21 protein-coding genes and 1 pseudogene are annotated in these 18,082 nt (G+C 55.1%); 5 read left to right on the top strand and 17 right to left on the bottom strand.

Going from position 1 to position 18,082, the window contains the following annotated elements; genetic code table 11:
• Positions 1–54 precede the first annotated feature (54 nt).
• The 5 genes and pseudogenes from IFT84_RS13780 to IFT84_RS13760 all read left to right on the top strand — a co-directional run bounded on the left by IFT84_RS13780 (position 55) and on the right by IFT84_RS13760 (position 5,219).
• A pseudogene (locus IFT84_RS13780) lies at positions 55–668 on the top strand (SOS response-associated peptidase).
• Positions 669–998: 330 nt separating this feature from the next.
• Positions 999–1,772 carry a glucose-1-phosphate cytidylyltransferase gene (gene rfbF, locus IFT84_RS13775; protein ID WP_192120308.1) on the top strand — a complete coding sequence of 258 codons (774 nt, stop codon included), beginning with the start codon at positions 999–1,001 and terminating at the stop codon, positions 1,770–1,772.
• Positions 1,769–2,863, top strand: coding sequence for a CDP-glucose 4,6-dehydratase (rfbG, locus tag IFT84_RS13770; protein WP_192120415.1), 1,095 nt, complete (start codon positions 1,769–1,771; stop codon positions 2,861–2,863). Before rfbF ends, rfbG begins: the two co-directional genes overlap by 4 nt.
• Complete coding sequence (locus IFT84_RS13765; RefSeq protein WP_342212874.1) at positions 2,835–3,743, top strand: NAD-dependent epimerase/dehydratase family protein; 909 nt, start codon at positions 2,835–2,837, stop codon at positions 3,741–3,743. Before rfbG ends, IFT84_RS13765 begins: the two co-directional genes overlap by 29 nt.
• 36 nt (positions 3,744–3,779) lie before the next feature.
• The gene (locus IFT84_RS13760; RefSeq protein WP_192120306.1) at positions 3,780–5,219 is read left to right on the top strand and encodes a glycosyltransferase family 61 protein; all 1,440 of its coding nucleotides are present in this window, start codon (positions 3,780–3,782) and stop codon (positions 5,217–5,219) included.
• Positions 5,220–5,277: 58 nt separating this feature from the next.
• Here the strand turns inward: IFT84_RS13760 and IFT84_RS13755 are convergent, their stop codons facing one another.
• The 17 genes from IFT84_RS13755 to IFT84_RS13675 form a co-directional block, all read right to left on the bottom strand.
• A complete protein-coding gene (locus tag IFT84_RS13755) occupies positions 5,278–5,619 on the bottom strand; it encodes a hypothetical protein (protein ID WP_192120304.1) in 342 nt (113 codons plus the stop codon).
• Positions 5,606–5,989, bottom strand: a complete 384-nt coding sequence (locus IFT84_RS13750; protein WP_192120302.1) for a hypothetical protein — start codon at positions 5,987–5,989, stop codon at positions 5,606–5,608. The genes IFT84_RS13755 and IFT84_RS13750 overlap by 14 nt, the downstream gene beginning before the upstream one ends.
• Positions 5,990–6,054: 65 nt before the next feature.
• The gene (locus tag IFT84_RS13745; RefSeq protein ID WP_192120301.1) at positions 6,055–6,432 is read right to left on the bottom strand and encodes a hypothetical protein; all 378 of its coding nucleotides are present in this window, start codon (positions 6,430–6,432) and stop codon (positions 6,055–6,057) included.
• An 11-nt stretch (positions 6,433–6,443) separates the two neighbouring features.
• Positions 6,444–7,091 carry a glycoside hydrolase family protein gene (locus IFT84_RS13740; protein WP_244651216.1) on the bottom strand — a complete coding sequence of 216 codons (648 nt, stop codon included), beginning with the start codon at positions 7,089–7,091 and terminating at the stop codon, positions 6,444–6,446.
• Between the two features lie 439 nt (positions 7,092–7,530).
• Positions 7,531–8,082, bottom strand: coding sequence for a hypothetical protein (locus IFT84_RS13735; protein ID WP_192120299.1), 552 nt, complete (start codon positions 8,080–8,082; stop codon positions 7,531–7,533).
• 3 nt (positions 8,083–8,085) lie between these two features.
• On the bottom strand, positions 8,086–8,286 hold the full coding sequence (locus IFT84_RS13730) for a hypothetical protein (protein ID WP_192120297.1): 201 nt from the start codon (positions 8,284–8,286) through the stop codon (positions 8,086–8,088).
• Positions 8,287–8,296: 10 nt separating this feature from the next.
• Positions 8,297–9,811 (bottom strand): FAD-dependent oxidoreductase, encoded by a 1,515-nt coding sequence (locus IFT84_RS13725; RefSeq protein WP_192120295.1) that lies wholly within the window; start codon positions 9,809–9,811, stop codon positions 8,297–8,299.
• Entirely contained in the window at positions 9,811–11,394 is a 1,584-nt protein-coding gene (locus tag IFT84_RS13720; RefSeq protein WP_192120293.1) for a hypothetical protein, read from the bottom strand. The genes IFT84_RS13725 and IFT84_RS13720 overlap by 1 nt, the downstream gene beginning before the upstream one ends.
• Before the next feature lie 24 nt (positions 11,395–11,418).
• A complete protein-coding gene (locus IFT84_RS13715) occupies positions 11,419–11,967 on the bottom strand; it encodes a hypothetical protein (RefSeq protein WP_192120291.1) in 549 nt (182 codons plus the stop codon).
• A gap of 10 nt (positions 11,968–11,977) precedes the next feature.
• Positions 11,978–13,087: a glycine-rich domain-containing protein gene (locus tag IFT84_RS13710; protein WP_192120289.1), complete on the bottom strand. Its 1,110-nt coding sequence runs from the start codon at positions 13,085–13,087 to the stop codon at positions 11,978–11,980.
• A 15-nt stretch (positions 13,088–13,102) separates the two neighbouring features.
• On the bottom strand, positions 13,103–13,888 hold the full coding sequence (locus IFT84_RS13705) for a putative phage tail protein (RefSeq protein ID WP_192120287.1): 786 nt from the start codon (positions 13,886–13,888) through the stop codon (positions 13,103–13,105).
• A complete protein-coding gene (locus tag IFT84_RS13700; protein WP_192120285.1) occupies positions 13,878–14,960 on the bottom strand; it encodes a baseplate J/gp47 family protein in 1,083 nt (360 codons plus the stop codon). The genes IFT84_RS13705 and IFT84_RS13700 overlap by 11 nt, the downstream gene beginning before the upstream one ends.
• Positions 14,944–15,468 (bottom strand): phage GP46 family protein, encoded by a 525-nt coding sequence (locus tag IFT84_RS13695; protein WP_192120283.1) that lies wholly within the window; start codon positions 15,466–15,468, stop codon positions 14,944–14,946. The genes IFT84_RS13700 and IFT84_RS13695 overlap by 17 nt, the downstream gene beginning before the upstream one ends.
• Before the next feature lie 15 nt (positions 15,469–15,483).
• The gene (locus IFT84_RS13690; RefSeq protein ID WP_192120281.1) at positions 15,484–15,930 is read right to left on the bottom strand and encodes a phage baseplate assembly protein domain-containing protein; all 447 of its coding nucleotides are present in this window, start codon (positions 15,928–15,930) and stop codon (positions 15,484–15,486) included.
• A complete protein-coding gene (locus IFT84_RS13685; RefSeq protein WP_192120279.1) occupies positions 15,927–16,967 on the bottom strand; it encodes a phage baseplate assembly protein in 1,041 nt (346 codons plus the stop codon). The genes IFT84_RS13690 and IFT84_RS13685 overlap by 4 nt, the downstream gene beginning before the upstream one ends.
• Positions 16,967–17,581, bottom strand: a complete 615-nt coding sequence (locus tag IFT84_RS13680; RefSeq protein ID WP_192120276.1) for a hypothetical protein — start codon at positions 17,579–17,581, stop codon at positions 16,967–16,969. The genes IFT84_RS13685 and IFT84_RS13680 overlap by 1 nt, the downstream gene beginning before the upstream one ends.
• Complete coding sequence (locus IFT84_RS13675; RefSeq protein WP_192120274.1) at positions 17,578–18,039, bottom strand: DNA circularization N-terminal domain-containing protein; 462 nt, start codon at positions 18,037–18,039, stop codon at positions 17,578–17,580. The genes IFT84_RS13680 and IFT84_RS13675 overlap by 4 nt, the downstream gene beginning before the upstream one ends.
• Between the last annotated feature and the right edge of the window lie 43 nt (positions 18,040–18,082).

The raw sequence follows: 18,082 nt of genomic DNA, 5'->3' as shown, positions 1-18,082 counted from the left end.
GGAAACCAAATACCGCAGTCTCAGTTAACTTGTGTAACCGGAGGGCGAGTTCGCATGTGCAATCTCTACAATGTCAGCACCAATCAGGAGGCGATTCGCGCACTGACACGGACGTTCCGCGATATGACCGGCAACCTGCCTCCGTCGCTCGATGTCTACCCCGACTACCCTGCCCCGGTTGTTCGCATCGGCGAGGATGGCAAGCGTGAACTCGCCAACCTGCGCTGGGGTATGCCGTCCCCGCCGCAATATGCAGGACCGCCGATCACCAACATTCGCAACACCGCATCCTCGCACTGGCGACGCTGGCTGGGGCCGCAGAACCGGTGCGCGGTGCCAGCGACGACATTCAGCGAGTGGGAAGATACTAAGGCTGGTTTGCGATCAATGAAGAGCGCCCCCTGTTTTTCTTCGCGGGAATCTGGACCAAATGGCACGGCCAGCGCAAGAAAGCGGAAGGGCCGATGGATCATGAGATATTTGGGTTTCTGACAACGGATGCAAACGAGGTCGTGAAGCCGATCCACCCCAAAGCGATGCCCGTTATTCTCATTACGCACGATGAAATCGAAACGTGGCTGACCGCTGAATGGTCAGATGCTTCCCGTTTACAGCGACCGCTGAGGGAACAGGACTTGATCTTACTGCGAATGCAGAACGATAGCTGAGATAACACGTCTATTTCGGACGGAAAACATAGCGTTTACACGCATCCAAGAACGAAAAGACGGATGTTTCTGCTTCTCGGCTAGGTTTCATGACGGATATTACATCCAGCCTTCGGTGAACACCGGTAAAATGCATGCTGAATGATAAGAGTTGAAATTTGACCTACCCCTACTTGGTAATAAATTCGTAGTTGACTCTCCTATAGCATCATCCGATTAGACTATTAAGGTGGTATGTCGAGGGTAAGAAATACATAAATCTAATAAATAAACATATTAGACAGGATATATTTCTTATTAAGCGCGAACTATTATTACGAGGGAATAATAATGAAAGCTATAATTCTCGCGGGGGGCCTTGGCACCCGGTTGAGTGAAGAAACTTCCTTGAAGCCAAAGCCGATGGTGGAAATCGGCGGTCGACCAATTCTCTGGCATGTGATGAAAATCTACGCAGCTCACGGAGTTACAGACTTTGTGATATGTTGCGGATACAAAGGCTACGTGATCAAAGAATATTTTGCTAATTACGCCCTTCATAATTCAGATATGACGATAGATTTGTCTTCCGGTGAAATGGTTTTCCACCGGCGTTGGGCAGAACCTTGGCGTGTTACGTTGGTGGATACCGGCGAGGAATCTATGACCGGCGGTAGATTATTGCGCGTAGCCGATCATGTCCGCGATGAGGAAGCGTTCTTCTTTACCTACGGTGATGGCTTGGGTGATGTGGATATCACCGCGAGCCTTGCATTCCATAAACAACACGGTCGACTGGCGACATTAACTGCTGCCTATCCCCCGGGTCGTTTTGGAGCTTTGGGCTTGCACGACGGTGTAGTCACCAACTTTGAGGAGAAACCGAAGGGTGACGGCGCAATGATCAATGGCGGTTTTTTTGTACTCTCGCCGAAGGTTATCGAACGCATTGCTGGTGATTCTACAATCTGGGAACAAGAGCCATTACGCGGGCTCGCGCAGGACGGCGAACTAATGGCGTTTCAGCACCGAGGCTTTTGGCAACCTATGGATACGTTGCGTGATAAGCATTCACTTGAGGCTCTGTGGGCCTCTGGAAAAGCAGCTTGGAAGGTATGGGCATGACGGTTCCAGCAGAACATGAACGCGCTTCGTGGTGGCGCGGCAAGAAAGTCTTTCTTACAGGTCACACCGGATTCAAAGGATCTTGGCTGTCATTGTGGTTGACGCACTGGGGTGCAGAAGTCACCGGACTTTCCCTTACCCCACCAACTCAGCCAAGCCATTTTGACGAAGCGGGTATCGCAAAACGGATGAAATCGCTTGTCGGCGATATTCGCGATGCAGATGTAGTCAAGCAAGCAATGATGGAAGCCGAACCTGAAATAGTATTGCATCTCGGAGCCCAGGCGCTCGTCCGCAAATCATATATCAACCCGACGGAAACCTACGCAACAAACGTAATGGGTACGGTTCATGTTCTAGAAGCTGTACGCGCTACACCATCGGTTAAAGCCGTTGTCGCTGTTACCAGTGATAAATGTTACGAGAACAGCGAATGGCCATGGGGTTACCGGGAAAACGACCCAATGGGTGGACACGATCCTTACAGCAGCAGCAAGGGCGCCTGTGAACTTGTGATCGCTTCGTGGCGTAAGTCCTTCTTTACCGCACCTGATGCACCCCAGGTGGCATCGGTCAGAGCCGGAAATGTGATTGGCGGCGGTGACTGGGCAGAAGATCGTTTGATCCCCGACATCCTCCGTGCTTTCGAACAAAGCCAGCCTGTAATAGTAAGAAACCCAAGCGCGACTAGGCCGTGGCAGCATGTGCTCGAACCGATCGGCGCGTATCTAAGGATTGCCGAGCACTTGTACGAGGAAGGTAGCGCTTGGGCAGAAGGCTGGAATTTTGCCTGTGACCCAGATGATATCCGGTCTGTCGGTTATATCGTTGATCGTATGGTCGAACTCTATGGAGGCGACGCCCGTTGGGAACTTGAAAAAGACGCGCAAGCTCACGAAGCACATTCGCTTGCCCTAGATTGCTCAAAAGCGCGTCAACGACTTGGATGGCGCCCAACTTGGCGCTTGGACAGAACACTCGAACGAATCGTTGATTGGTCTCACCGGCGAAGAGCCGGCGAAAATGTAGGCTCGCTCAGCGAATCGGAAATCGATCTGTTTCTTGCAGATATGGCTGCGCGTAATCAGTGAACTGGGAGACGACACGTTGCGAATAGTGATGACTGGAGCTACGGGATTTCTCGGCACGGCGGTTGCAACTGTACTGGCCGAACACGGTGCAGACGTCACGCTACTCGCGCGTATGTCCTCAGTATTAACAAACCAACCAGGGAATGTCGTTCGGTTCGAAAGCTCTGTCGAAGCGGGTCACCACGTCAAGGCTTTGGCACCAGATGTGTTGATCCACTTAGCCGCAGCGCAGGGGCGACTCCGCGAAACTGCTGTATCAATGGTAGATACCAACGTTACGCTGAGTACCGCTTTATTGGAGGCAATGGGGCCCGGCTCGTTGTTTATAAATACCGCTACAACATTGCCTCCCGACGTCAATCTTTATGCTCAAACAAAACGTCAGTTCGTTGACCTAGCTCATTTGTTGGTCAGTCAAGGTAAAATCCAAGCAAACGTTGCAAATACTCAAATGCAGATGATCTATGGCGCCGGAGACGACCCGGTAAAATTTATACCTATGCTGGCCCTGCATCTTGTTGAAAACACAAAGCCGCTTATCACCACTCCTGCTAATCAAAAGCGTGATTTTGTTCATGTCAATGATGCTGCTTCGGCAATTTTAGCTTTGATAAACGCACGATCCGACCTTGCCCCTTGGCAAGATGTTCCCATCGGAAGTGGTAACGCGGTTCCACTGTCCGAATTCATTGACTATGCAATTAATGTTAGTGGCTTCAATCAGCCTTGGGAAAAATCGCTGACACCTCGACCAGGTGAACCGCCAGAAATGGTAGCAGACACAACTTTCTTAAAGCGGTTGGGATGGAGTCCGCAGGTCACTTTGAAAGAGGGTATTTCTGAGCTGATAGAGGGTGCCCGTAGCGTACTCAACGTTTAACACAAATATTGTTTTAGAATGCTTTCCGGAGAACCTATGCCTAAGAACCTGCTTAAAGATGTCATGGAGTTTGCTGCAAAAGCCGAATGGTCTAACGTGATGTCTTCAACAAATGACCTCAACGGTCTTTTAAAACGTCCGAGGTTGTTTGGTCTTAGGATAGAGGCGTCTTTGGCGATGAATGATGTTGAAGCTGTCAAGTCGACAGCTGAAACTGCCGCCAAAGCCACCATGCCCCCAAACATTCGCTACGCTACGATCCGTCCGCTACTAAAGGCCGGCTACGCTTCCGAAGCCTGGTCAGTCCTGAATGGCGATACAAAAATAGTAGACGACTCGGGCTATTTGCCGCAAGCAATTCGAGTTGCAAAAGTCGCTCGTAAAGATCGTCTGCTCCAGCTCGAGATCCTGAGGACGCTGAAAAAGCTACATCCAAAGATCGCTAATAGACGAAAAAGCGCGCTACAGTTTCTTCCAAATACCGCTGTATACGACAGAAAGTTTGGCCGCTTTGATGCTTTAGCGTCTTCTGATACCGATATAAAACATCTGAATGCACTGAAGAGCACCTGTTCCGACTCTATATCGGGACTGGAAAACGCCCTTCCGCCACGTGCTATTGAGTTGTTGGACGTGTTTGTAGACTCTTTCGGCCAGGTGTGGTCCGAGGACGGTGCCGTCGCAAAGTCATATGGCCGCCCAATGCCTGTGATAAAGCCGTCCGATTGTAAAACAGTTGAATATGCCGTTAACGGAATTATGGCAACGAAGGGAGTTTATCACTGGCTTATAGATAGGATGCCGCAACTGGGCATTGTTCCTTTATCCGACTCGTCCAACCTTAAAATCTTGATGCGTGATGGCGGGCCAAGATTTGAACTCGAAAGCGTAAAGCTTGCTGGTTTACAAGATTCTCAAATTGAACTGGTGTCCGATATTGTTTTCGTGAAAAGACTATTGTTGCCTAGTGTCGGTTTCGCTGGTTTACGCCACTGGTCAATGACGGGACCAATGTTCGAGCAAATGTCGGCCAATGCCTTTGCAATTGCCGCGAGAGACGGCTTCGTTAGTCCGGAACGAATTTACATATCCCGTCGAGATGGACTTAGACGTCCGATGGTAAACGAGGCCGAGCTTGAACAGTCTCTTAAAGAGCGGGGTTTTAGTACTCTACTGTTTGCTGAGATGCCCCTTTGGCAGAAAGTCGTTGTTTGTGCCAGCGCCAAGCGGATAGTGGGACCGCACGGTGCCGGTTTATCGCATTTGATATTTTCTCAACCTGGAACTAAATTTCTAGAAGTACTTCCAATTATGGACGGGACGTACGCTCTTCGGTTTATCTACGCCCGCCTATCAACGGTTCTAGGGTTAGATTACAGAGCTTGGCTTGAGCCTCAGCCTCCTCGAACTGACCAGTGGCAAGTTAGGTTGCCTGAGTTTTTGCCGCAATTTGATGAATGGCTTAGTCAAGCATAATCGATTAAATCGAAACGCAAAAAAGACCCCGCAGCCGGTTAGGGCCACGGGGTCGGGTTCATGAATTTGAACGGCGGAATATTTCTCGCTGAATGCGCATTTCCTCTCGGATACGATCCAGTTCGGTCGCCATGTGTGCTTGTGAGCGTTGCATGTCTTCGGCAACCTCAATCAGTCGCACAAGCGTACTGGTCAGGCTGTCTACCGAGCTTGAGGCTCGATTGAGCGCCGTTGGATCAACTATCACTGCCGCAACCTGGGCAGTTGATGCACTGGCTGCTGGGCTAGACGCTTTGCCGTTCAGGTAACCGCTGCGGGTCGCCACGAAAATGATTGCAAGGCTAATTCCGAAGGCAACTATGGCAAGCGGATGCATGCCGTTTAGATCAGATAATGGCATTGCTTTCTCCGGAATCATGGGCGGCACGGTACGCATTGACGATTTCCAGAACGGCAATGGGTGGATAGATCGCAAGCCAAGTGCTGATCACACCGGAAAGCGCATAGCAGTAGGTGATGCCTACGAAGATCAAGAAGCCGCAAGCCGCAGACACAACCCGAATCCATGGTGTGACGTGCTTTCTGGCGCCATTCACAACCAGACCGCCGATGCGCATCAGCCCAAGGCAAACCATGGTCCAGCCAAGTACATTCTCATCGCGGAAGATTGCCCGGAACCCGGCCCACTGCGGCTGGCTGAATGTGTCATCTGGTAACAGCAGCACCCAGCCCCACAGCGCTGTTACCGCAGCCAGGAACCACTCTGTCATGCGCGGGCCGAAACGGTGCTGTATCCGAATCCAAATGCCCGGACCCACGTTCCCGCCCGGCATACTCATTTCTGCATCCCCGCAAGCACGTCCGGCACTTTCGACAGGATCATTTCATTCAGCGTGCCGTGCGAGATATCGAACCGCTTGAGTGCATCCGGGTTGTTGGCTGTGACATAATCGGCGGCTGCGTTGATGATGACCGTAGACACCGAGTCCGCTTTGAACTTGGTGACAGCGGCTTTCAGTCCGTTGGCGATGGACCGATGCAGCGCGTCGCTCACCGTCTTTTCCAGTTCAGCCTTTCGAGCCTCGCTGTTGATCTTAAGGAAAGCGATAAGCTGTGCTGAAATCCATGTCACCAGAACGGGCCCGACAATGGTGACGAACAGAGTTACCAGCGGCTCCAAAACGGGCCACACATACTGATTGAAGGTTTCCATGGTGGATTGTCCTACTTGGAGAGAAAGAGCGTGCGTTCAGCTTTGCGGCGCTTTGTGAGGCCAGCGAGTACGCGGCCCTTGGCCTTGTTCCAGACAAGGAACTGATCGGCTGCCCCCGCCCAGTCGCCAGCGTTCAGCTTGCGTATCAATGTTGACTTGCCAAGCGCGGTACCGCCGATATTGAAACCCAATGACACCAGCGCATCAAACTCGTTTTGCGTCACGCTGACCTTGAGCAGGTCGCGAACTTCCTTCTCAGTGTTCGCCAGATCGCGCGACAAGATTTCATCGGACTGCGCGGCAGTGATCTTCATGCCCTTGGTGACGACGGGTGCGCCGGCCGCAGAGGTATGGCCCACGCCAATTGTCCAGACACCCACGCTATCCTGATAGGCCGTCAGCATATTGCCTTCGTGTTCAGCGATAAGCTTGCGACCATTGGCGCTGGTCTTCATTTCGCCAGAGACAGGCGTAGGCGCGGTCTCCGGTTTGGCATCCAGCTTCGCGGCTATCTCTATGAAATCGCCGTCCGTGAGCTTCGTTGCCGACAGGAAGCTATAGAGCGCCTTGATTGTCTTGCTGCCAACAATCCCGTCAATGGCACCGACTGGATAGCCGTGTGCCGTCAGCCGGCTTTGCAGCCAGTTGTTGAAATTCATAGCGATGTCCTTTGAGGTAGATAGCCGTGCCCGCTCCCGCTATGCTGGCGAGATGGAACAGCTTTTCCGATTATTGATCAGAATGACCATGATGGTCCGCAGACGCCCCTCTAAGCAAAGGGTGATCATAGTACTTGTGTCAGTAGGCATATCGTTGTTGATTGGCCTCCTGAGCAAAGCTCACTTGTGGCCATCTGCGTTTACCTTAGACAGATTTTAACCCACACGAATGAGGCCCGAAATGGACATTGTTCCCAACTTCGACATGATGAAGCAAATACAGAATGCGGTCGAAAACGGTGACTTAGACGAAGGCCAAAGAGACCACGCTCTAGCGATAAAAGTTGCTCAGTTTGGCCTCACGTCGCTCAGCGAAGATCACAGGATCTATTGGCGACACAGGATCAAGCCCATACTTGATGAATCCGATGAGGACTAACTAATCGCTGATTGTCTTTGTCACATACCCGTAGACAAGGATATCGAACTTGATCGGCTCGGCATTCGGTGTCGTTAGGCTGAGGTAGAGATAAGGCGCTTCCCGTATCGCCATATCAGGCGTGAGCTTGAGGATAGAGTGCGGATCGCCGGTCAAGCCTGCATAACTTTGCGTGGCAGGAATGATTGCAGCCGCAGCACCCTTAGACGGTGCGGCGTAAATCCCACCGGTCATCGCAGACGGAACGGCAGTCGCATTGAGCACGAAGATCGTGTCTATCACATACTGTGCGGCTCCCTTTACATCAAATCGTTGGTCAGTCGTAATAGTGCCATCAGCCCCCACCAAGGCGGCAAGCTGCATGTGGCCCGGTCGAATAGACAAGATTGGCGGGCCTTCAATACCATCGGGGTTGAGGTAGATCAGCGGATCCTTTGCGATGTGCGGCTGTGCGAAAATCTGTTCGCCGTTACCGTAAAGCGGTCCTTTCCCCTGAATAACGACAGGGGTCGAGACTGCGACTTTCTTGTTGAACCCGGGCGATAACTGCATGTTTCACCCGTCTGGATTGGCTGGGTCGTACAGCCGAGTTTCGTCCCACACCCAGCCAATGGCGACCGGCGATTTGCTTTGGATGGGAACACTCATCATGTCAGGCCCGTCATGGAGAGTATCACTGCGCTCGATTTCTTCTATGGAAACAACGGATGGCGGTTCCAGTTTCAGATCAACGATTGCGAATTTGCGGGTAGTCATTGTGTGTTCCTTATGGGTTGAGTTTGGCACCGGCTGCGACCAGTGCAGGGAGAACGGCAGAATACTTGATGTCGCCGCTTGGTATTCCTGCGCTATGCGCGGTTGCTCCGATGATGCCAGCCGCTTCCGCAATAATCATCCAGGTTGTCTCAATCCGGAATGACGTCATGACGGTTCGGGTCACGGACGGGCATCCGACCACTAACAGGTTTCTCACCTGTGACGGGTGCGGCTGTATCGCCCGCATGGGTACCTGATAGTTCCCGGCTACCGCATCAATCGACATCCGGCCCTCGGCGTAGCGTTTCAGGTCACTTGAGGCGTATGTGTTGGCAGCATGTGCATCGGGGTTGTATCCACCGCACCCAATGCTATCCGGCTGCTTGGTAGCCAGATCGCTGCCTGTGATCATGTTGGCTTCGGTCATGATGACGCGGCCACGCATGCGAGACGCTTCCCGGATGTAAAAATGAGCGGACCAACCGGGGTATCGGTAATATTCACCAGGGTTCTGGTTTTCGTCACCAGGAAGGCCCCATAGAGCCATGTCCGCCCGCAAAGCCGCCGGGCTTTCAGGATCATTTGCAGCGGTCCAGTAGCGGCCCGCCATATTGTACTGAACCTTATCCCATTCTGCTAGGCGACCGGCCTTGTCCCGCCTTGCTGGATAAAACCAACTTGTCGGACCCGATACCACGCCACCGTTCGTGCTTCCGAAATCCGTCCCAACCATCTGGTAGCTTGTGATTGAGGACAACTTTGTGAAGTTACGCGTCTTGATCTCATCAATCCAGTCGAGAAAATCCTCGCGGCGATAGTTCGCTGGTTTGGGCCATGGCAGCCGATTTGCCTTGCTCGACACACTCATTCGGAAGCTGAATGCCATCAGCTTTGCATCGGCCTGCCCGTCCAGCTCTTGCGGTGGCATTTGGAACGAACTGAACGTATCGCCACGAAGCGAGGTAGCACGGGCGTTCGTAAGGGTTTGGTCGAGACGATGCACCCCGGCGTGCGGTTCCGCAAAGGTTTGAGTGCTTTCGGCTCTACCCCACGTCATTGAGACGCCTGACAAACGGGCTAGATCGCCTTCATACGAGCAGTCTACAAACTCGGCCGCATAGAAAGTATCAACATCGGTAACAATGGAGGTGATCAGTTTCTGCGCGTTGACGTTGACGGACTGTAGCCAGCAATTGGTGAACACCGTTATGTTGCTGTCACCGTTTAGCATTCCGGCAAGAGCTGCTCTCGCGTGGCTTGGCTTGTAGACTTTTGGAATGCCGAATGAGTTCGCTTCTACATCGGGCGCACCAGCCGCCACAATGGCATTCCAAAACGCTTTGGTCAGCCCCCAAGCCGTGTCACGAACGCCGTCTGTAATACCCAGACCGCCGGTTGCCAAACCTCCGAGTGAGGAGGTCCACTCAATAATGGCGACCCTCTTACCTCGGGTGGAAAAAGCCTTTGCCGCGATTACGCCGAAAGCGGTGCCACCGTAAATGATAGCGTCGAACGTTTGAGCCATCAGACAATCCCCATTTCAGTCTTGAAGGTGGCCCATGCCTGCGCGAACGCAATTTCTTCGGCTCTGGTCATCTTAGTCATGCCAGCGACCATGCGCAGCTTGCCGTTGAAGAACGTTGTCGGGCCGCTTGATCCGTTGGCGCAACCTGCAAGTAAGTGCACGGTAGAGGATAAGCTCCCCGCCGTCCTTGCGATGGTCAGCGTGATATCAGCATTCCTCCAAGCCTCATATTCATCGACGCTTCGGCGAGTTAGGCCAAACAGGCCGCCGGGCGGAAAGCCGGTGGCGATATCGCCGGTAGCAGAAGCCGAATTATAACGAGCTGCGGTAGTGCTGCGATTTGGCTGGATACGAGAGCTTGCATCTCCCAAGGCACAAGCGTTCGTTGTTGCTTGTGTGGCGGTTGTTCCAACGTCAACCATCAACGTGTGATCGGCGTTCGTGCCAATAGCAGCAAGAACACGATTGGTATCCAAGTAGTTGGTGGCGCCGTCGAATGTGAACCCGTCGAAGGCTGAGAAACTCGGAGCATTAACCAGTGTTGCTGCCGCACCGCCTGCCCAGTCCATCAAGCCGTCAGCAGAGTTGGGCGCGATGAACGGCATAAAGAACGGCTTACGGTCTGCTTTCAGCAGGCCCGCTGAATCAAGTGTCTTGAATAGTTTCTTAATCGCGGTCGATTGAGAACTATTGAGCGTCCCCGTGTATCGAGCAATATGAGCAATGGCGCGGGCTTCTGAGTTTGGATCAATGCCGCTCGTGTTTGCAAATCGGCAGGAAACCGGCGTGTTCGCCTCTGAGGATACAACCCATATTTCGCCGGTATTTTCAGAAAGGTCCTTGTCAGAGAAGATAACGCCGCCATCAAACGAATAAGAGCCCAGACCATTAACGGCAGGCATTTTTCCACCGAATGCGACCGCCAGTCGAGCAGTTTCGCTCGGGTGCTGTATCTCGATGCTTTTGATGGTGGGATCTGCTGGAACAAGCCGAACGGGAGACGTGCCAACCACCTGCGAATTATCGAATGAATATCGCTTGGGCATGATCTCTCCAAGAATTTGAGTAAGCAGGTCGGTGAAGGAAATGAGCCCGCTGGTCGCGCCATCTGCGGCGATCACGGCGAACCGATGAGTGGATAGAGACGAAAGGACGGTTCCGCCTGCGAGCCGTTTGACGGCGCTTGCATTCGCCGACACCCAGCGCCAGCCTTGCTGCGCACCACGGTATTCGCCTGCGTTCGGAACGGTGGCGCCTGTAACGGGATCGACGTGAGTACCGGTATCAGTATCCGGGACCGTCGCTGGCTGATATTCACGATCAGGCGCCTTAGCAGACAGTGCGGTCCAAAGCTCGGCTGTCCGATTGCCAGCAGCCGCGCCTTGCAAGGCAGCAGCAAGCGTCGAAACCGCCGAGTTGGTCGTGTCAAGAGAAGAGCTAATCTCGTCCGTCGTAACCTTTGTATCGGCAGCTTTCGTGAACAGTTCCTGGAAGTTTTCGTTCGCCTTGATGAACGCGTCACGATTAGGGTCACCGGTCCCATCGTTGGGTTTGACGCCAACATTGATCGTTTTCATAGCCATGGTTGGGTGTCCTGAATGTTTGGATTACGGCCAGTCAACCACAGCTGCGGCCCGGACTGTCTTTTCGGATTTAGCGGCGCCGATCTTGGCCTTGGCTCCAAGCCGCAAGCCTTCGATCTGCGCGCCGACCTGCTGCCATTGTGCGAAGGCTGCCAGTATGGTTTCACCAACGGCTACCAGCGTCTTTCCGGTTATGCCGACCTCTGCCGACAGCATGGGATAATCCGCCGCCTTTGGTGTACCCTCAGCAGCTTGTAGACGTTTGGCTTCCTCAACCTTCTGCTGGTAGGTCATGGCCTGCCCTGCACCCGGTGTGATGAATTTGAGCCGGGCCACTTCCGCCGCTGCATCAACCGCTGCGGCCAAGTCAGTCTTGAGCTGGTCGAGGTCGAAGCCCTCAACTGTTGGCGGCGCGAATTCGCCGTCGATGTATGACCACCCTTGGTCTACCTCCGCTGGTGCTTCAAACATCGTTTTAACAATGTCCGGGTGAAACAGATCTGTCACCGCCATGTCGTCGGGTAGATCAACCACTTCGGCCACGATGTCATTTGCAATTCTCGCGTACTTCATGACCGTTCCCTTAATACTGAATGATGACTGCGCCGTCCGCGCCATTGCCACCCTTGCCGTTTGCAGCCCAATAGCCGTAGTGCGCACCGCCGCCAGAGCCGGGAGAAACGCCGTTGATCCCGCCGTTTGTGCCGGATCGACCGCCACCACCGAACGCACCAGCGCCGCCGTTACCGCCATACACGCCATTTACGGGCGCACCATCGGTTCCAAACCCACCAGCGAAATTCAGATCACCACCGGAGCCTATGCCCCCGTAACCACCCGCGACGGTGGTGGCACCGGAACCCTGTTCCCCGCCGGTAGCTGAGATAATGGTGCCGTTAGCAGTCAGAGTGGTGCTGCCCCCATTCTGGCCGGGGCTACCATTGTTGTTCACGTTGTTCGGGCTTGCCGCACCGCCAACTCCACCCGCGCCGACAACAGCGCTTACGGTCTGGCCGGGGACAACATCGATCCATTTTTCTGCATATCCGCCAGCGCCACCGCCGCCCGAGCATTTGGCCGATCCGTCTGCGTACTGGCCAACACCCGCTGCGCCACCACCGCCGCCGACAACGCGGGCAAAGATTTTGAAGACGCCTACAGGTACAACGAAGCTGCCCACCCCTGCCGTGGTTTTGGACCACAGGTTACGGCTGGGCAGATCAATGGTTTTGAGACCAGACACCTGAAACGCTGTGCCGGTGCAGATCAGATCGACAACCTGATCGGCAATAAGGTCAGAGCGCTGCAATGGCGAACCGTCAGCGCGCACGATTGGGAGGGTTGCCAGCGTACCAACCCTCAACGTTGCAGGGCCGGTATTGGTTATCCTTACCTTCATGCGGATAAGCACACCGTCCTGATAAGACTCCAGTGCAGGGGTCAAAGCGACAGTCAGCGCATTGGTTGATCCTGCCGCAACCGTGTAGTTCATCTTTTGAGACTGGACGGCTGCAGGCAATTGCAGATCATCCGCCGGATCGATGCCAGACCCAGAAATCACGGCAACGATTTCGCGCTGAACCATCTCTGGCATTTTGGCCGGAATAGCCGAGCCGCGCTGTGCGCCTGCAGTATTGCGGTCAACGTAATGGGCGTCTGGATCTGTTGATCCAAACGGAGGGTAGTATTTCATCGTATAGCCTCTTGGTTAGGCCAGAACGGGAACCGTCCAGGCGGGCGCGATAGAGCGAAGAATGCAAAGCAGGCGTTCGGCCTCGCCCAACGAGAACAACGGGTCCTGTCCGCACTCGCTTTCGCCGCATCGGAAGTAATCGACAGCCAAATCGCGGACGTGAACGATCCAGTAGATTTCCTCACGGGGATCACCAACGGTGTGCTCACCGCCACATTCGGAGAAACCGCATTCAAACACTGCCGGTTCTTCGATCTCGATTTCGAAACCGTAGAAATAGGCGATGCGCAGGAAATCCAGCGGGTGTACCGTCTTCTGCGAAGCGACCTTGGCAGCCAGTGCCCGGATGCGTTCCGAGAACGTGTTTGCGGATGTACCGCACTCGCCCGGAAGGCCGTAGTCCAGTTCCCATTCATCCAGCAGTTCGACAATGCCTTGAACCGTGGATTCGCGGGCCAAGCCAAAGGCACGCGCATAGAGCCATACATACGAGTCCACCAGCACGCGGGTAAATCGTGCCAGCATGGATGTCAGCGGCACGGCCTGCCCGTCAGGCGAGCCCCATGCGGCACCTTGTGGCCACATCGCCAACGCTGCGCCGATAAGGTCATTGTTAACAGGGTTCGCCAGTGCATCCCATGGCGGCGTTTGCGCCACGCTTTGCTCCAGCACCAAGCTTGCGACCTTGTCGGCTGTATAAACCGTGCCATCTGCCGATGCGTTGATCGTGTCTGCAGATGACGGCGTCGGATCAAGCATCGCCAGCTTGGTTACGGTGACTGTGCCGCTGTTACGCGCCATAGGTGATGCTCCCCAAGGTCGGGAACTCTCCGCCGGTCAGCATGATATCCTCAGTTGGCGCAATCAGCTTGTGGCGGTCTTCACCGGAAGCCTGCGATATCGCTTCCGATATCCATGATCTGGAAACGAAGAACGGGTCGCCATCAATGCCGGGTCGGCAACGCTCCAGAAACATGGTGCTGATTGCCAGCGATATGGCCGCACGGACCTCAGGAGAGTCGTTTGCAAGTTCGTTGATCTGAACATTGATCGGCTTCGGGATCGGCGCTACGGCAACGCTATCATCGACCCGGATCAAACGTTCGGCGTCTATAGCGGCTTGAACGGCAGCAACATCAGCGCTGGTTGGAATGAAGTTCGGACGGCCTGCGAATAGAAAATGAACCACAACGCCGCCGGGAGATAGCGGAACGCGAAACGCCCATGCCTTCAAGACGCCCGGAACCGATCTTGCGATCCGCTCGTAATCGGTCAGTGCTCCGCCTTTTGGGGGGTTCTGTTTGCGTTGCAGTCCACGAGAGCGCAAAGACTCGTCATCCTCGACATCCGCGCCGCCACCTATGCCTCCGTCTGAAATGGTCCATTGCGTCGCCAGATCAGGCCACAAGACCGGATCAGCCAACGCCAGCAGACCGCCGCCGTCGCGGTTGAGCAACGCGCCCTTCGCTTCGGACACGACAATGAATGTCAGTGCGCCTTGGTCGCCAGCCGTTGCAGGCTGCAGGGAAACGTAAGCCTGGTTGCCGGACTGAAACCGCACGCCAGAAGGATAGACCTTTCCCGGCGTGCCGGTTCCGGTGATTGATCCACCTGCGACCGATGCCACCTTCCGATAGATGCCGATGTCGGCGCAATGCATGACAAGAAACTGTCCGGTTGCCGTGCGCAGAAACATCTGGCTGCTGAGATACTTCATCCGCAACTCGAACTCGTGAGACAGCGCGGCCAGAACCTTTGCGGTCACCGTCACGAAGTTGTTCTTGAGCGCCGAATCAGTGCCCGGCATGTACTGCCGGAATGCGCCACGCGCGCGGGCCGAGGCATCGCTGAGCGTTCTAACCATCCACGCCATTGGATTGCCTCCACAAGAGTTCATATCGGTTGTTGAAGACCTGCGCGCCATCGCGCCCGTAGAGCGAAACGGTCACGTCCAGTCGGTTGGCAATGCGGTCAGCAGTGACAGTCACGTCAGCCCGAACCACCGCTTGTTGATCGAGCAGCGGCTGCAGCGCTTCACGCACGTAGGACTCGGCCAAAGCCTCTATCCCGTCAGTCAATGCAGACCGGCGCAAAAGCCAGAGACGGGAACCGAGCGGTGTCTCGCCATCCATGGTGTCGAAACTGTCGCCAATCCATCCACGGTTAGTGTCACCATCTCGCAATTCACTGGCTTCGACCCGCCTGTCGGTCATCAGGCAGATCAGCACTTGTGTCGCCAAGGCTTGTTCCGATTGCAGGTCGCCGGGATTGTTAGCATGCAACAGGCTGTTGAGAACGAGATCAGCGGCAACGCCATCAAACACCAGATCGGGCGCGCGATAAGGCTCGGCTGCTTCCGCAACCGGGATAATCTTGAGCATCGAAGCCTCGCCGCGTTAGTGGGTATGGTGGTTCGGATTGCTGCCGCTGCAGGTGATGTTGCCCTGCACATCGAGATTGCCGTTGATCGTGACCGGCCCGTTGATCGTCCAGCCGCCGCCAGCCGTGAATGTGGCAGTGCGGCTACCGAAGTCGAACACGGCGCCCTCACCCACCAGCTTGATGATATTGCCGTTGTGGTCATAGATCGCCGTCCCGCCCGCCGGCAGCCCATTGGGGCGAAGTCCAGCACTTTCACCGCCGAGCACATAAGCTTCATCAGGGTTGCCGTTAGGTGAAAGCAACAGACCTGCGGCACCCTTCACAGGCTGCGATGCAAAACCGTGCGGCTCGATGCGGTGGATTTTGGTGTAGCCATCGCCATAACGCCCGCGGCCACTGACAAACTGTTGACCGGCACGTTCTTCCACATCGCCGGAAAACTCAAAACGTGTCCCGCTCATTCGTCTTCCAGTTCGGTTTCGATAGCACCTGGCGCTGTGTATGCCTTGGCCGTTTTCCCACGCGGGTTCTCACCACCAAGAGCACGCGGATCTGCAAGCGACAGTGCTGCGGTGGTCCCGTCTGGGCCTTGCGCCAGCGTAACCGACTTGATGATCATCAGTCCGTTGATGCCGATCATGTCGTCTTCGACGTGGACAAGATAATTCGGCGACCAGATTTTACCCTTGTCGTCGCGCCAGCCCGTGACCTTGATCTGCGCCGTCACGCTGTTGCCGGCGCCGCGCTTGACCTGCCATTCGGCGCGCTTGCGCATGCGGTCGGGTTCGGCCTCACCCTCATGCAGGATGATCAGCGGACGATCCCGCACAACACTGTCATCCTTGGCAATCGATTGGCTGCGCAGATGTCCTTTGCCTGTGCCTTCGGTCTTTTGCCCACGGACCTTGACCGATGAATGTCGCCCTTTCTCCGACAGCGACGACGAAGCGGCCAGAATGTTGCGACCGAAGACCAAGCCGCCCGCATGCGTCCCCTGCGGCTTGGTGGCGAGCTTAAGCTTTCCTTCCGGCGTGTCGTAAATCAAAATGCCGCGACCGCGTGCACGGCGCTCTATGGAATGAAACAGGCTTTCACCAGTCGCCAGCTTGTGACGCGGCTCTTTCGGCAAATCGCCATCGTCCTCGATGCCGATACCAAGGCCGTCGAACTCACGGGCGATGGTCGCCAGATCCTTGTCCATGCACTCGCCGGTTGGATGGACGACGGAGCATTCCGTTGCGTCCACAGTACGAGAGACCAGCGAGACGCCGAGCGTACGGCTGGTCATGTCATGGCTGGCGTTCACATCGCGGACATACCCGGTCAAAACCAGATCACCGCTTGCCAGTACCCGGGTCTTATCACCGGGCAAGCATGGCAGGCTTTTGCCGGTGAAGGCCAGATCGAGCGTTGCTGTCCGCACGGCCTGCTCTGCCGACATGGTCATGGAGATCGACACATGCGGCGGCAGGCCTTCAATGGTGATGGTTTCCAGCATCAGGATGCAATCGCCTCAAATTCGGTTGGCATAATCATCGACGTTGCCGACCGAGCGATATCGACAACACCGCCTGCCCGGCCAGCATCGCCATAAAGCTGGTAGGCCAGCACGGTTGCAGGCAGAGAAACACCGGTCTGCACGATCACGACCGGCGCGGCATTGGCAGCAATGTCAGACAGAAGCCGAAGGGCAACCTGCAGCAGCGTGGTGAGCCATCCGTACAGATCGGGACCGAGCGGCGAAGCAACAGCCAGTGCAGCTTCACCGAGTTCGGCCAACGCCGCGCGGGCCTTGCGGGCGACTGGACGCGACGGCCACGACACCCGGCCAATCGCCATCGACTGTGCAACCATGATGAGGATGGTCAGAGCATTGCGTGTATCGCCTTCGAGCATGGATTGCGGCAGGCGAAGCGATTGCAGTTGCTCGACGGTTGTGACGCTCTCACCAACGATCCGCGACAATTGCAGGGCTTCAAGCGCGAACGCCTCTGCTGTCAGAGACGGAGCGGCGAGAATGCGGTTTGCCACATCGTTTCTGTCATCAACGTCTGTTACCACCTCGCTGGCGCGGTCAGACAGCCATGCCAGAAGCTCTGAACGATCCGTCATCGAAACAACCCCGCAAGACCAAGGGCAGCCGTAGCTATGCCGCCTGAAAATACTGCGCTGACATCACCAAGCGACAGAACGGACCCCGCAGCTTCCGATGCTGGTACGAACCGCATGTCGAAGCTGATGTAACCAAGCCGATCCCGTTCGCGTGTGCGCGTGAACTCTTCCAGATGCGCCGACATCCCGCCGCCAATAGGCAGCATCAGAAAACCGGGACCGGGTTGCGAGCAAGCGCGCAATAGAGCGGTCGAGCGGATATCGGCAAGATCGCCAATGACATAGGCCGTGACACTAAAGTTCGACGTCAGCCGTCCCATGTCCTCAATCAGCGCGCTTTCGCTACCCGCGTACTCATGGATAACAAGCCGTCGACCACCGTGGACATCATCCGTTTCGACGTGGAAAGGCACTCCCCGGAAAGACGCGGGAAGCAATGTGGTTTGCCAGTTACGCATGATCGAAGCTTTCAGAAATTCAGCGACATGACGCGCTGACTGC

The sequence above is a fragment of the Rhizobium sp. CFBP 8762 genome (assembly GCF_014841565.1).
Lineage (GTDB): Bacteria > Pseudomonadota > Alphaproteobacteria > Rhizobiales > Rhizobiaceae > CFBP-8762.
Note: the sequence above shows the minus strand (reverse complement) of the source record. Positions and strands in the feature narration are given on the sequence as shown.

Excerpts from the sequence above, each read along its gene's own strand:
- rfbF (WP_192120308.1), top strand. The coding sequence starts at position 999 with ATGAAAGCTATAATTCTCGCGGGGGGCCTTGGCACCCGGTTGAGTGAA.
- rfbG (WP_192120415.1), top strand. The coding sequence starts at position 1,769 with ATGACGGTTCCAGCAGAACATGAACGCGCTTCGTGGTGGCGCGGCAAG.
- IFT84_RS13760 (WP_192120306.1), top strand. The coding sequence starts at position 3,780 with ATGCCTAAGAACCTGCTTAAAGATGTCATGGAGTTTGCTGCAAAAGCC.
- IFT84_RS13755 (WP_192120304.1), bottom strand. The coding sequence starts at position 5,619 with ATGCCATTATCTGATCTAAACGGCATGCATCCGCTTGCCATAGTTGCC.
- IFT84_RS13750 (WP_192120302.1), bottom strand. The coding sequence starts at position 5,989 with ATGACAGAGTGGTTCCTGGCTGCGGTAACAGCGCTGTGGGGCTGGGTG.
- IFT84_RS13745 (WP_192120301.1), bottom strand. The coding sequence starts at position 6,432 with ATGGAAACCTTCAATCAGTATGTGTGGCCCGTTTTGGAGCCGCTGGTA.
- IFT84_RS13740 (WP_244651216.1), bottom strand. The coding sequence starts at position 7,091 with ATGAATTTCAACAACTGGCTGCAAAGCCGGCTGACGGCACACGGCTAT.
- IFT84_RS13735 (WP_192120299.1), bottom strand. The coding sequence starts at position 8,082 with ATGCAGTTATCGCCCGGGTTCAACAAGAAAGTCGCAGTCTCGACCCCT.
- IFT84_RS13730 (WP_192120297.1), bottom strand. The coding sequence starts at position 8,286 with ATGACTACCCGCAAATTCGCAATCGTTGATCTGAAACTGGAACCGCCA.
- IFT84_RS13725 (WP_192120295.1), bottom strand. The coding sequence starts at position 9,811 with ATGGCTCAAACGTTCGACGCTATCATTTACGGTGGCACCGCTTTCGGC.
- IFT84_RS13720 (WP_192120293.1), bottom strand. The coding sequence starts at position 11,394 with ATGGCTATGAAAACGATCAATGTTGGCGTCAAACCCAACGATGGGACC.
- IFT84_RS13715 (WP_192120291.1), bottom strand. The coding sequence starts at position 11,967 with ATGAAGTACGCGAGAATTGCAAATGACATCGTGGCCGAAGTGGTTGAT.
- IFT84_RS13710 (WP_192120289.1), bottom strand. The coding sequence starts at position 13,087 with ATGAAATACTACCCTCCGTTTGGATCAACAGATCCAGACGCCCATTAC.
- IFT84_RS13705 (WP_192120287.1), bottom strand. The coding sequence starts at position 13,888 with ATGGCGCGTAACAGCGGCACAGTCACCGTAACCAAGCTGGCGATGCTT.
- IFT84_RS13700 (WP_192120285.1), bottom strand. The coding sequence starts at position 14,960 with ATGGCGTGGATGGTTAGAACGCTCAGCGATGCCTCGGCCCGCGCGCGT.
- IFT84_RS13695 (WP_192120283.1), bottom strand. The coding sequence starts at position 15,468 with ATGCTCAAGATTATCCCGGTTGCGGAAGCAGCCGAGCCTTATCGCGCG.
- IFT84_RS13690 (WP_192120281.1), bottom strand. The coding sequence starts at position 15,930 with ATGAGCGGGACACGTTTTGAGTTTTCCGGCGATGTGGAAGAACGTGCC.
- IFT84_RS13685 (WP_192120279.1), bottom strand. The coding sequence starts at position 16,967 with ATGCTGGAAACCATCACCATTGAAGGCCTGCCGCCGCATGTGTCGATC.
- IFT84_RS13680 (WP_192120276.1), bottom strand. The coding sequence starts at position 17,581 with ATGACGGATCGTTCAGAGCTTCTGGCATGGCTGTCTGACCGCGCCAGC.
- IFT84_RS13675 (WP_192120274.1), bottom strand. The coding sequence starts at position 18,039 with ATGCGTAACTGGCAAACCACATTGCTTCCCGCGTCTTTCCGGGGAGTG.